This window comes from Actinophytocola sp. (genome assembly GCF_035712165.1).
GTDB lineage: Bacteria > Actinomycetota > Actinomycetes > Mycobacteriales > Pseudonocardiaceae > DASYTH01.
Genome location: NZ_DASTBH010000550.1, coordinates 1 through 12,114 on the forward strand (window position 1 = coordinate 1; position 12,114 = coordinate 12,114).

General features: G+C 72.6%; 13 protein-coding genes. 7 read left to right on the forward strand and 6 right to left on the reverse strand.

The features are described from left to right. Window positions 1-12: 12 nt before the first annotated feature. The 3 genes from VFO68_RS31100 to VFO68_RS31110 are packed head-to-tail and all read left to right on the forward strand — an operon-like array spanning window position 13 to window position 2,416. Entirely contained in the window at window positions 13-903 is an 891-nt protein-coding gene (locus tag VFO68_RS31100) for an SDR family NAD(P)-dependent oxidoreductase (protein ID WP_325161986.1), read from the forward strand. Window positions 904-918: 15 nt separating this feature from the next. Further along, window positions 919-1,455 (forward strand): phage holin family protein, encoded by a 537-nt coding sequence (locus VFO68_RS31105; RefSeq protein WP_325161987.1) that lies wholly within the window; start codon window positions 919-921, stop codon window positions 1,453-1,455. 22 nt (window positions 1,456-1,477) lie between these two features. Then, window positions 1,478-2,416 carry an alpha/beta hydrolase gene (locus tag VFO68_RS31110; RefSeq protein ID WP_325161988.1) on the forward strand — a complete coding sequence of 313 codons (939 nt, stop codon included), beginning with the start codon at window positions 1,478-1,480 and terminating at the stop codon, window positions 2,414-2,416. Between the two features lie 17 nt (window positions 2,417-2,433). On the opposite strand, the gene VFO68_RS31115 is transcribed toward VFO68_RS31110, so the two are convergent. From VFO68_RS31115 to nth, 4 genes are all read right to left on the reverse strand, one after another. Then, on the reverse strand, window positions 2,434-3,618 hold the full coding sequence (locus VFO68_RS31115; protein WP_325161989.1) for a MarP family serine protease: 1,185 nt from the start codon (window positions 3,616-3,618) through the stop codon (window positions 2,434-2,436). A gap of 64 nt (window positions 3,619-3,682) precedes the next feature. Next, window positions 3,683-4,375 (reverse strand): CoA pyrophosphatase, encoded by a 693-nt coding sequence (locus VFO68_RS31120; RefSeq protein WP_325161990.1) that lies wholly within the window; start codon window positions 4,373-4,375, stop codon window positions 3,683-3,685. Further along, complete coding sequence (locus tag VFO68_RS31125) at window positions 4,372-5,019, reverse strand: TlpA disulfide reductase family protein (protein WP_325161991.1); 648 nt, start codon at window positions 5,017-5,019, stop codon at window positions 4,372-4,374. Before VFO68_RS31125 ends, VFO68_RS31120 begins: the two co-directional genes overlap by 4 nt. Further along, window positions 5,016-5,738: an endonuclease III gene (gene nth, locus VFO68_RS31130; RefSeq protein ID WP_325161992.1), complete on the reverse strand. Its 723-nt coding sequence runs from the start codon at window positions 5,736-5,738 to the stop codon at window positions 5,016-5,018. Before nth ends, VFO68_RS31125 begins: the two co-directional genes overlap by 4 nt. A 235-nt stretch (window positions 5,739-5,973) precedes the next feature. Between nth and VFO68_RS31135 the strand changes: the two genes are divergently transcribed. The 3 genes from VFO68_RS31135 (at window position 5,974) to VFO68_RS31145 (ending at window position 8,809) form a co-directional block, all read left to right on the forward strand. After that, window positions 5,974-6,225: a hypothetical protein gene (locus VFO68_RS31135; protein WP_325161993.1), complete on the forward strand. Its 252-nt coding sequence runs from the start codon at window positions 5,974-5,976 to the stop codon at window positions 6,223-6,225. Window positions 6,226-6,355: 130 nt separating this feature from the next. Beyond that, window positions 6,356-7,030, forward strand: coding sequence for a Crp/Fnr family transcriptional regulator (locus tag VFO68_RS31140; protein ID WP_325161994.1), 675 nt, complete (start codon window positions 6,356-6,358; stop codon window positions 7,028-7,030). A 525-nt stretch (window positions 7,031-7,555) separates the two neighbouring features. Beyond that, entirely contained in the window at window positions 7,556-8,809 is a 1,254-nt protein-coding gene (locus VFO68_RS31145) for an MFS transporter (protein WP_325161995.1), read from the forward strand. Here VFO68_RS31145 and VFO68_RS31150 read toward each other — a convergent pair. After that, entirely contained in the window at window positions 8,806-10,329 is a 1,524-nt protein-coding gene (locus VFO68_RS31150) for a CehA/McbA family metallohydrolase (RefSeq protein WP_325161996.1), read from the reverse strand. The genes VFO68_RS31145 and VFO68_RS31150 overlap by 4 nt on opposite strands. A gap of 114 nt (window positions 10,330-10,443) precedes the next feature. On the opposite strand from VFO68_RS31150, the gene dnaN reads away from it, so the two are divergent. After that, window positions 10,444-11,541: a DNA polymerase III subunit beta gene (dnaN, locus tag VFO68_RS31155; protein ID WP_325161997.1), complete on the forward strand. Its 1,098-nt coding sequence runs from the start codon at window positions 10,444-10,446 to the stop codon at window positions 11,539-11,541. Here the strand turns inward: dnaN and VFO68_RS31160 are convergent. Then, window positions 11,538-12,114, reverse strand: a 577-nt coding sequence (locus VFO68_RS31160) for an MBL fold metallo-hydrolase (protein ID WP_325161998.1), incomplete at its 5' end; no start/stop codon positions are given. The genes dnaN and VFO68_RS31160 overlap by 4 nt on opposite strands.

Below are 12,114 nucleotides of genomic sequence, written 5' to 3' on the forward strand. Positions count from 1 at the left end.
CTATCATAATCCATGACTAACCCTACCGTTCTGATCACCGGTTCGACCAGCGGGATCGGCAAGGCCACCGCGACCGGGCTCGCCGAACGGGGCGCCACGGTGCTCATGGTCGCCCGGGACACCGCCCGCGGGCAGGCGGCCAAGGCCGACATCGAACGCCGCGTGCCCGACGCCCGGCTCTCGCTCTACACCGCCGACCTGGGCGACCTCGACGCGGTCCGGGCGCTGGCCGACCGGATCGACGGCGAGCACGACCGACTGGACGTGCTGATCAACAACGCCGCGGTGGCCTGGTTTCCGGGTGCGCAGCACGGCTCCAGCGAGAACGTGCCGGGACAGGATCAACAACGCCGCCAGGACGCCGGGGTTCAACGCGGTGAGTTGATGTTCAGAACCAACCACCTGGCACCGTTCCTGCTCACCACCCGGCTGCTGCCGCTGCTGACCCGCAGCGCCCCGGCCCGGGTGATCACGGTCGGCTCCAGCTCGCACCGCCAGGTCCGCGCCATCCCGTGGAACGACCTGCCCGCCGCCACCACCTACCCGCTGTCCAAGACGTGCAACATCCTGTTCGGCTACGAGCTCGCCCGGCGCACCGAGGGCACCGGGGTCACGTCCAACTGCGCCGATCCGGGGTTCGTCCGCACCAACCTCGGCCGGCATCTGACCGGCGGGATCGGCATGCTGATCAAGCTCACCCGACCGGTCCAGACCAGCCCCGACAAAGGCGCGGCGACCTCGGTGTACCTGGCGACCGCGCCGGAGGTGGCGGAGACCAGCGGGCGCTGCTTCGCCAAGTGCCGTCCGGTCCGGACCAGCCCGCTGACCCACGACCCGGACGTCGCCCGCCGGCTCTGGGAGATCAGCACCGAGGCGGTGCTGACTCCCGGCCAGCCCGGGTGATCGGCGCATGGCACGATGGCGCACGTGACCAGCGCGCGCGACAAGACAAACGGCGACGGGCTGCCGCGGATCCCGTCCATCCCGCTGACCGACGAACGTGCCTTCGACCCGGCCAACCAGTCCATCGGCAACCTCGTCAAGGACGCGACCACCCACCTGTCCACCCTGCTCCGGGCAGAGATCGAGCTGGCCAAGGCCGAACTGGCCAACGAGATCAAGAAGGCGCTGGTCGGCAGCGTGTTCTTCATCGTCGCCCTGGCGATCTTCGTCTACAGCACGTTCTTCCTCTTCTTCATGGAGGTCGACGTGCTGGACATCTGGCTGCCGCGATGGGCCGCCTCGATCATCGTCTGGGTGGAGATGCTGCTGGTCTCCGGGCTGATGGCGCTGCTGGGCTACCGGCGGATGAAGAAGATCAAGGCGCCGGAGCGCACCATCAACGCGTTGCGCGACACCGCGAACACGCTGGCGCACTTCGCCGGCGAGGACGACGAGCCGGGCACCGAACTGCGCCCCGCCGACCCGAACCGTCCAGCGCCCCGGTCCACCTGATCGGGCCGCCCTGAGCACCGCCGTGCGCTCCCCGGACCCGTCGACCGTGCGGATCGATGGACCGTGGGCACACCGGGACATCTACGCCAATGGCATCCGGCTGCACGTGGCGGAGACCGGCGAGGGACCGCTGGTGCTGATGCTGCACGGGTTCGGCGAGTTCTGGTGGTCCTGGCGTCACCAGCTGACCGCACTCGGTGACGCCGGTTTCCGTGCGGTGGCGGTGGATCTGCGCGGCTACGGCGACTCGGACAAACCGCCGCGCGGCTACGACGGCTGGACGCTCTCCGGGGACATCGCCGGGCTGATCAAGGCGCTCGGCGAGCGCCGGGCCCACCTGGTCGGCCATGGCTGGGGCGGACTGCTCGGCTGGACCGTGGCCGGCCTGCATCCCCGGCTGGTGCGGTCGGTCAGCGCGCTGTCCGCCCCGCATCCGCTGGCGCTGCGCCGGGAGATCCGCCGCACGATGCTGCGCGGCCGCAGGGCCAACCAGGCGCGGGCCTTCGGCGAGCTGTTCACCGCCCAGTTGCCGATCGCGCCGGAGCGCCGGCTCACCCGCGACGACGCGGCGCTGATCGAGGCCCGGATGCGCCGCCTGGCCGGTCCACAGTGGACCTATCAGCCGGAGTTCGCCGCCGCGGTGCGGAACTTCCGGGACGCGGCGCTGGTCACCGGCGTCGCGCACAGCGCCATGGAGTACTACCGGTGGGCGGTGCGGTCCCAGGTGCGCACCGAGGGCCGGCGGTTCGCCGAGGCGATGAGTCGCCGGGTGCGCCTTCCGGTGCTGCTCCTGCACGGCGCGCTCGACCCGGCCGTGCTCGCGCGGACCATGACCGCCTCGACCGGCTGGATCGCCGGACGCCACCAGTGGGCCTCGCTACCGGACAGCGGGCACTACCCGCACCAGGAGAAGCCGGACGCGGTGAACCAACTGCTGAAGGGTTTCCTCACGGCTGGGTAAGAGGAACCAGTCCTGCGCTAGTCCGCGCAGCGGCCGGTGCTCACCTGGGCGGTCATGCCCGGAGCGTTCGCCACCTCGTCGCGCACCTCGTCGGCGGTGAGCGCGAACCCGGTGTCGGAGTTGTCCACCGCCGCACCGAACACCACGCCGATCACCCGGCCCTGGGTGTCCACCAGCGGCCCGCCCGAGTTGCCGCTCTTGACCACCGCGCGCAGCGTGAACACGTCCCGGTTCACCGTGCGCGAACCGTAGATGTCCGGCCCGTTCAACGAGATCCGGTCCCGGACCCGGGACGGCGACGCGGTGTACGGCCCGTCCAGCGGGTAGCCGAGCACGATGCTGTCCTGTCCCGACCCGGCATCGGCGCTGGCGAACGGCAACGCGGGCGCGTTCAGCCCGGGCACGGCCAGCACCGCGACGTCGGTCTCCGGGTCGTAGTGCACCACCCGGGCCTTCAACTCCCGGTCGCCCACCTCCACGGTGACCTCGTTGGCGCCGGCCAGCACGTGCGCGTTGGTGAGCACCCGCTGCGGCGCGATCACGAACCCGCTGCCCTCCAGCGCCCGCTCACAGGACGGCGCCTTGGCGCGGATCTTCAGCACGCTCGGCCGCACCCGCTGCACGACCGCACTGGCCTGCAGCGCCGGGTCCGGCGGCGCGACCTCCTTGGCCGGCGCCCGGTTGAACGGATCGACCACCGCCGGGAACCCGGTGTCGTCGAGGATCTTGCGCAGCGCGGCGGGCAGGTTCCTGGCCGCCGACGGCATCACGTCGTCGACCCCGCCGAGCACCACCGAGCGGTTGATCGCCGAGGCGAGGTTGGGCAGGTTGCCCACGGTGGCCAGGGCCGAGCCGATCAGCCAGCACACCACGAACACCACGAGGCCCTGCACCACCGCGCCCAGCGCACTGTCCACACCGGACAGTTTGGGTGACTTGATCCGCTGCCGGATGCTCCGGCCGATCCACACCCCGATGGTCTCGCCGAGCGCGATGAACAGCACGAAGATGGCGAACGCGAAGCCCACCCGGGTCGGCGTCGAGTCGACCTGCTCGACCACCAGCGGGGCGACCAGCACTCCCGCGATCCCGCCGATCAGCACGCCGATGAACGCCGGCAGCGCGATGATCACGCCCTGCCGCGCCCCGGACACCGCGGCGAGCACCGCCAGCCCGATGACGACCAGATCCACCCAGTTCATGCCCCCGCCTCGCACCCTCCGCGCCGGTGAGCGCCCCATGGTTCGCTCGCAAGCTCCCTGCCTGTCATCCCCGTACCCCCACCGCGCGCCACGCCACAGCCAGATCGGTGACGCTGTCGGTATCCCAGGGCCGGTCCCACCCGCCGGCTTCCAGCAGCATCGCCAGCACCCCGGCGGTGAACCCCCACACCAGCATGCCGGGCACCTTGAAGGCCGGGCCGACGAACCCGGACGGATGCCGCACCCGCAGCCGGTTCGCGGGGTCGGCCAGCACCGCGACCGGCACCAGGGCCACCGCCGCGGACTCGGCCGGGTCCACCGCCCACACCCGGCTCGGCCGCAGCCAGTGCGCGAGCACCGGCGTCACGTGGAAGCCCGACACCGGGATGTGCAGGGTGGGCAGCACCGCGACCGGCCGCACCCCGGACGGGTCGACCCCGGTCTCCTCGACCGCCTCCCGCAACGCCGTGGCCACCGGGCCGTCGTCACCCGGCTCGGCCGCTCCGCCCGGGAAGGCCACCTGGCCGGAGTGCGCGCTGGTGCCGTCCGCGCGCAGTTGCAGCAGGACGTCGGGCCCGTGCGTGTCCTGCTCACCGAACAGGATCAGCACCGCGGCGTCCCGCGTGTCCGCACCGGCCGGTGGCGCCAGCCGGCGGAACAGCGTGGTGTCCAGGTTCGCGGTCGCCGCGACCAGCCCGCGCAGCCACACCGGAACGTCGGCCGGATCGACCAGCGGTCCGTGTTCGGGTGGCGTCATGGGCTGCCGTTTCGTTCGGATGGCAGATAGTGGGCGACAGTCTGTCGTACCTGGTCAGCCGAGCGGAACAGCCGAGGGTCGGACACGAACCGGACCGTGCCGTCCGGTCCGATCAGGTAGGAGGCGGGCAGCGCGTTCGGCACCCCCAGCGCCCGCCACCCGGCGTCGCCGGAGTCGATCAGGTTGGTGAACCGCACCCCGAGCCGGGTCACCAGCTTGAGGGCGCCGGCCGGGTCGCTGCGCACCGCGAGGCCGACCACCGGCACCGCGCCCGGAGCGGCGGCGTACTCGGCCAGCACCGGTAGCTCCTCGGCGCACGGCTGGCACCAGGTCGCCCAGACGTTGAGCAGCACCGCCCGACCGGCGAACTGGGCGGCGAGGTTGGCCGGCGCGCCGTCGGCCAGGCATTCCGCTGTCACCGCGGCAAGCTCGGCGAGCCCGGCGGGCACCGGGCCGGCCGGTGCGGCGCACGGCGCGAGCCCGGCGGCGGTCCGGGCCCCGGCCAGGTCGGGGGCGGACGCCGGGGCGGCGGACGTGGTCGCGGCCGGGCCCGAGGGGTCGTCGTGGGACCGGGGCCACGCCGCGACCACCACCGCGACGGCCACGATCAGCCCGGCGACGCCCCACCGCGCCCGGTTGTTCATCCCGCGCTCTTCGCCAGGCCGGGCCGGTAGCCGCCGCGGGTGCGCTCGGCCAGGTCGATCAGGCCCTCCGCCTCGACCCCCTTGACCAGCTTGGCCGCCGCCTCGGGGTCGGTCGGCCCGGTGCCGTAGGACGGGCAGTCGCGGAACAGCAGGCAGGCGCCGCAGGCGGGCTTGCGGGCATGGCACACCCGGCGGCCGTGGAAGATCACCCAGTGGGACAGCATGGTCCAGTCCTTGCGCGGGACCAGCCGGCCGATCTCATGCTCCACTTTGACCGGATCCTCTTCGGCCGTCCACTGCCACCGCCTGGTCAGCCGGCCGAAATGGGTGTCCACCGTGATCCCGGGCACGCCGAAGGCGTTACCCAGGATGACGTTGGCGGTCTTGCGGCCGATCCCGGGCAGGGTGACCAGGTCGTCGAGCTTGTTCGGCACCTCGCCGCCGTACCGCTCGACCAGCGCGGCGCCCAGGCCGATCAGCGACGTGGTCTTGTTCCGGTAGAAGCCGGTGGGCTTGATCAGCTCTTCCAGCGTGCTGCGGTCGGCGCCGGCGTAGTCCGCCGCGGTGCGGTACCTGGCGAACACCGCCGGGGTGGTCAGGTTGACCCGCACGTCGGTCGACTGGGCGGACAGGATCGTGGCCACGGCCAGCTCGAGCGGGTTGGTGAAGTCGAGCTCACAGTGTGCGTCCGGGTACGCCTCGGCGAGCGCCCGGGTCATCCGCCGGGCGCGGCGGACCAGTCCCTGGTCCGGGGGCTCGGCGCCGTTTGACGCCGACGCCGTCGTGGTACCTCGGTGGGGTGGCCGTCGAATGGCAGGTGGCACACCGCTAGCCTACGGGCCACGACACAACCCCATACGTGCCCGCGACGTCTAACGAGTGACGTCACCTGTGCCGGCGTGGACCCGAGCGTCCACAATGGCCGAGCCCCGGATGAGCGAGGATCGACGATCGATGACCGTATGGTTCGTGTTCGCCGTGCCCCTGGTCGTGATGTTCTTCGCCCTGTTCATGGAGCGGGTCGAGGCGCGGCTGCGGCACGTCGCCGTCCAGGAGGACGAGGTCGAGGAGTTCCTCGAGCAGGCACGCCCCGACGAGGTGCGCGCGCTCTACAGCACGGGCATCGGCCGGGCGCTCGAACTGTTCCGGCTGCGCCGGCTGGGTGGCCGCGCCGCGCGGCTGCGGGGGCGCCGGGTCAAGGTCTAGCGACCCGGTCGGTGCCTACCAGCGAGTCCACGAGACGTGACCGTCGGCACAGGTCCTACACTGCACGCAGTGATCAGCGGCGACTCGCTTTCTCTCGCGTTCGGCGCCGCGGGTGAATCGGGAGGCATGAGTGGAAGAGACCCTGGCCAGGGCGGGCATCTTCCAGGGGGTGGAACCGGCCGCTGCCGAAGCGCTCGCTTCCACGCTGGAATCCGTGGAGTTTCCACGCGGACACGTGATCTTCGCCGAGGGTGAGCCGGGAGACCGGCTGTACATCATCCTGGCCGGCAAGGTGAAGATCGGCCGCAAGTCGCCGGACGGCCGGGAGAACCTGCTGGGCATCCTCGGCCCGTCGGACATGTTCGGCGAGCTGTCGATCTTCGACCCGGGTCCGCGGACGTCCACGGCCACCACGGTGACCGAGGTCCGCGCGGTCACGATGGACCGGCCGGCGCTGCGCCAGTGGATCGCGACCCGGCCGGAGATCGCCGAGCAACTGCTCCGGGTGGTCGCCCGGCGGCTGCGCCGAACCAACGGGATGCTCGCCGACCTGATCTTCACCGATGTGCCGGGCCGGGTGGCGAAGGCGCTGCTGCAACTCGCGCAGCGGTTCGGCAGCCAGGAGGCCGGGCTGCTCCGGGTGACGCACGATCTCACCCAGGAGGAGATCGCCCAGTACGTCGGCGCCTCCCGGGAGACGGTGAACAAGGCGCTGGCCGACTTCGCGCACCGCGGCTGGCTGCGGCTGGAGGGCAAGAGCGTGCTGATCATGGATCCGGAGCGGCTCGCCCGGCGCGCCCGATAGCTACCCCGACAGAATGTTAGGGACCGGGCGCCGCCCCCGACGCGGCGCACCGGTCCCTAACGCTGCGTGGGTCATCCCCGATCACCCACGCTTCCCCGCCCTCCGGCTTAGGCCCCGACCCAAGTGCCGGAGGGAGCGTTCGTGTCTCGTTAAACGCTTCGACAGGCTGATCCGTTACCCGAGGAAGAAGATCACCGCAACCACGATCAGCAAGGGAACAAGTGTCGCCGCGGCTGCCACCACGGCGCTCACCTCGCGCCGATCCGCCTTCTCGGTCATCGTCACCATCGCACAATCCCCTCCCACCTGCTCAATCCCTTTTCACTTCTTGGGACACGCGAGGGGTGGCAGGCGTTGTGCCGTTTCCTCAGGTTTTCCGACAGCGTTGCCGAACCGAGACCTTTGTCCGGATGAGAGGCGTACCCCTCGTCCTGTCGGGCCAAACGAGATCACCCTTATGGGTGAGGGCGGGCTCACCGCAATATAAGTGGTACGAACGTACCAAAGCTTGGTTTACTGGTACACATGTCCCACTCTGCTCGCCTGGCCGACTACCGCACCGCCCTGAGCACGCCCGGCGCCCGCATGCCGGTGATCACCGCGCTGCTCGCCCGGCTGCCGGTCGCCATGGTCGGGCTGTCGCTTCTGCTCTACGTCCAGCGCATGACCGGCTCGTTCGCGACCGCCGGACTGGTGTCCGCCGGGGTGCTCACCGGCGTGGCCGTCGGGTCGGTCGTGCAGGGCCGGGTGATGGACCGGCTCGGACCGACCCGGCCGCTGATCGCCACCAGCGCCCTGTTCGGCGTCGCGGTGGTCGCGGGCGTTCTGGCGATCGAGCGGCACGCGTCGACTTTGGTCATGGTCGGGCTGGCGGTCGCCATCGGCATGACCCAGCCCACCGTCGGCTCCGCCTCCCGGGCGCTGTGGACCCGGCTGCTGCCACCCGGGTCGGCCCGCATGGCCGCCTACACCTACGAGGCGATCAGCATGGAGGTGTTCTTCATCCTCGGGCCCGCCATCGCCGGCCTGCTGATCGTCGCGCCCTGGCCGGGCACCGGCGTGGTCGCCGGCAGCGTGGCCATGCTGCTCGGCGGTGTGGGTTTCGCGCTCTCCCCCGCCGTTCGCCAGCAGCGCGGGGGCGACCCGACCGAGTCCCACGTCGGGCTGCTCGGCGCGTTGAGCAGCCCGGGCATGCGGACCGTCGCGCTCGCCGCCTTCGGCTTCGGGCTGACCATCGGGTTCATCGAGGTGGCGGTTCCGGCGGCGGCGACCCACGCCGGGCACGCCCCGTACGGCGGGCTGATGCTGGCGCTGTGTTCGGTCAGTTCGGTGATCTTCGGCATCCTCTACGCCGCCCGGCCGTGGCCGCGTCCGCTCGGCCTGCGCATGCCGGTCCTGCTGGCCGGGTTCGCGCTGCTCATCGCCCCGCTGGCGATCCCGTCCGGGCTGCTCGGCCTGGCCCTGCTGCTGCTGGTGACCGGCCTGCTGATCACCCCGCAGGCCACCGCGCACTCCGCCGCCCTCGAACAGGTCGCGCCGCGCGGCACGGTCACCGAGGCGTTCGGCTGGGTGATCACCTCGGTCACCTTCGGCCTCGCCATCGGCCAGTCCACCAGCGGCGCCCTGGTCGAGCAGGCCGGAACCGGCGCGGCGTTCCTCGCCTCCAGCCTGGCCGGCCTGGTGATCGCCGGACTGGTCTGGGCCCGCCGGCACACCGTGGCCCCCGCGGCCGCTGTCCAGCAGCCGGCTCAGGAAGACCTCCTCCCGGCGGCCGCCTAGGGAGTATCCAGGAAGATCGGGTTGGTGAGCGCCACCATCGTGTCCGGGGTGGTCGCGGTCGGCACCGGGCGGCGCACCTCGGCCCGCACCCACGTCGAGTAGCGGGCCTGGGTGGTCCAGCGGACCGTCGCGGCGCCGCCCGCGTCCACCGGCTGGATCCACTGCGGACCGTTCTGGTCCAGCAGCCGGACCGCCGTGCCGGGCACGCCCGCCACGGTCAGCTCGATGGTCACCGCGAGGCCGGCGTCGTCCGTGCGCAGCCGCTCACCGATTCCGGCCCGGCGCGACCCGGCGGCGGCCGTGAGCTCCAGCCGCACCTGCGCCGACTCGGCGATCCAGTTCCGGCCGGCCTTGAACCCGTCCATCAGCCGGCGCGGCGTGAGCTCGTCGGCGAGCACCACGTTCTGCGGCAGGCCGACCACGTGGTCCAGGTTGTGCGCGTCGCTGTTGCCGACGGCGGGCCGGAACGTGCCGCCGCGCAGCAGGCCGTCCCAGCTGATCACGGAGGCCTCGTCGTCCAGGGTCCACGGCCCGTTCCACACTTCGACCAGGTCGGCATGCTGGTAGCCGAAGCCCCAGGAGCAGCCGAAGCACGGGGTGAACGGGTGCGCGGCCACGACCAGGCCGCCGGCCCGGTGCACCTCCTCGGCGAACCGGCGGAACTCCCGCCGGTCGGTGGCCCGGTACCGCCAGTCGATCCACTTGCCGGCCGGGAGGTTCCACGCCGGCCAGTGTCCGGTCCGGGTGGTCACCTCCTCCCCGTCGACGATGAGCAGGTCGTCGACGGCGTGCGCACCCCACTGCAGGGCCGCGCTCGAGGTGTTGTGCTCGGTGGAGACGATGAAGTCCAGTTCGGCGGCCCGAGCCGCGGCGACCAGTTCGGCCGGGGTACGCCGGCCGTCCGAATGCACCGTGTGCAGGTGGCCGTCGCCGCGGTACCAGGCCCGGCCCCGGTTGCGGGCCGGCGCGCTGGCCGGCGCCGGTCGGGGGGTGAACGCCGGATCCGGGCGACCGAACCGCAGCGTGATGTCCACCCGGTAGGTCAGGCCCTGCGGGGCCACCGTGTACGGCCCGAGGATCACATGCCAGCGGCCGGGCTCGATCGGACCGGGCAGGTATCCCGGGGTGGCCGCGCCCGCGCTGATCGTGAATCGGTCCCGCGCCCCGCCCGACCAGCCGCGGAACCCGCGTTCGTTGCCCAACTGGATGCCGGCCGGCGAGAACATGCCGATGTCCAGGGCGTTGCCTCGGGTGCCGGGCGGCACCTGGGGCCGGTCGTAGCTGTAGACCACCTCGATCTCGCGCACCCCGCGCGGCACGTCCACCGGGAGGTAGTGCCAGTCGGGCACGCCGGGCGGCAGCGTGCCGGTGACGGTCCTGGTCTGCTCACCGGTCGGCTCGGCGCCGGCCGGCTCGGCGAAGACGACGCCGGGCAGCAGCGCTCCGGCCACGGCCAGCGCCCCCGAGCCGGCCAGCACGGTCCGGCGGGGCAGCCGGTCCTCGCAGGGTTGCTCGCACATGCCGGCCAACCTATGCGGGAATGATCCACCTACGGAACACCTGACGGGTGAACGCTTGGCGGGCAGCGTTATGCGTGGCACCGGTTTGTCGGTGCGACGGGTTAGCGTCCGGCCATGGACCTCACCGTGACCACCGCCGACCTGGCCCGCCGCGCCGCCGACGCGGTCAAGCTGGTGCCCGGCCGGCTGACCGACCCGGTGCTGTCCGGGTTGCTGATCACCGCCGGGCCTGGCGGCGTCGTGCTCGCCGCGAGCGACCGGGAGCGCGCGGTCCGGTCGCACTGCGCGGCCGTGGTGCACACCGACGGCCGGGTGCTGGTGCCGGCCCGGCCGCTGACCGAGACGCTGCGGGCGCTGACCGAGCCGACCGTGCGCCTGGTGGTGGAGGGCAGCCGGCTGGCGGTGCGGGTGCCGGGGGCTCGGTATGCGTTACCCCTGCTCGACGCCGGCGTGCACCCCGGCGTGCCCGAGGCGCCGGAGCAGGCCGGCGAGGTGGCGGCCGCCCCGCTGGCCGAGGCGCTCGGCACGGTGGCCACGACCGCCTCCCGGGACGACGCGCTGCCGCTCTACACCGGTGTGCGGCTGCGCGCCGAGGGCGACCGGCTCGTGCTGCTGGCCACCGACCGGTTCCGGATGGCGGTGGCCGCCTTACCGTGGCGGCCGACCGGTGAGCTCGACGTGCTGGCCCCGGCGAGCCTGCTGGTCGAGATCGCCCGGCAGCTCCCGGACACCGGTGCGATCACCCTGCACGCCGACCGCGACCGGCTGGGCCTCGCCTGGGGGTCGGCGGTGGTCACCACGGCCGTGCTGGACGGCACCGCCATCCACGAGTCCAAGGTGGTCACCTCGGCCGTGGACACCCACATCGAGCTGGACGCGGACGCGCTGGCCGGTGCGGTGCGCCGGGTCGGCCTCTACACCGATCCGCGCGGCGCCCTACTGCTGGAGGTGGGCGACGCGGAGGTGCGGCTGCGCGGCGCGGACCAGCAGTCCGGCGAGGCCGAGGAGACGGTGAAGGCCACCGTGGACGGCGGCCGCACCGGGCAGGCGTTCCAGGCCAGGTACCTGACCGACGCCCTGCGGCCCTTCCTCGGCGGACCGGTGCGCCTGGCCGTGCAGCCGGGCATGCGGGCCACCGTGCTGACCGCGCCTGAGCCGGGCGAGGTGGACCTGCGCTACATCGTGATGCCGATGCTCCCGCCGAAAACCTAGTCCTGGTGAGACCGCTGGCCGCGTAGATAGTCGAGCTGAGCCTGGACCGACCACTCGGCCGGGCCCCAGAGCGAACGGTCGACGTCGGCGTAGACCACCTCGACCACCGCCCGGGGTGTGGCGTCCGGACCGAGCCGGCGCAGCGCGGCGCGTACCTGGTCCAGCCGCTCCTCGCGGTGGGCCAGGTAGGTCGCGGCGGTCCCGGCCAGGTCCGGCAGGTCCGGACCGTGTCCGGGCAGCACCCAGGTGTGCGGTGCGGCGGCGGCCAGCCGGCGCAGCGACGTGAGGTAGTCGCCCAGGTCAGAGATCACCGTCGTGCCCCGGCCCAACACCGTGTCGCCGGTCAGCACCGCCGGGGAGCCGTCCGCGCCGACCTCGAAGCACACCGAGTCGGCGGTGTGGCAGGGGGTGTGCCGCACGGTCAGCTCCAGGCCGGCGGCGGTGATCACCTCGCCGTCGGTGAGCGGCGCGCCGTCCCGGCACAGGGCCGGGTCGAACGCCCGGACCGGAGCTCCGGTCCGCTCGGCCAGCCAGCTGGCGCCGCCCACGTGGTCGGCGTGGTGGTGCGTGATC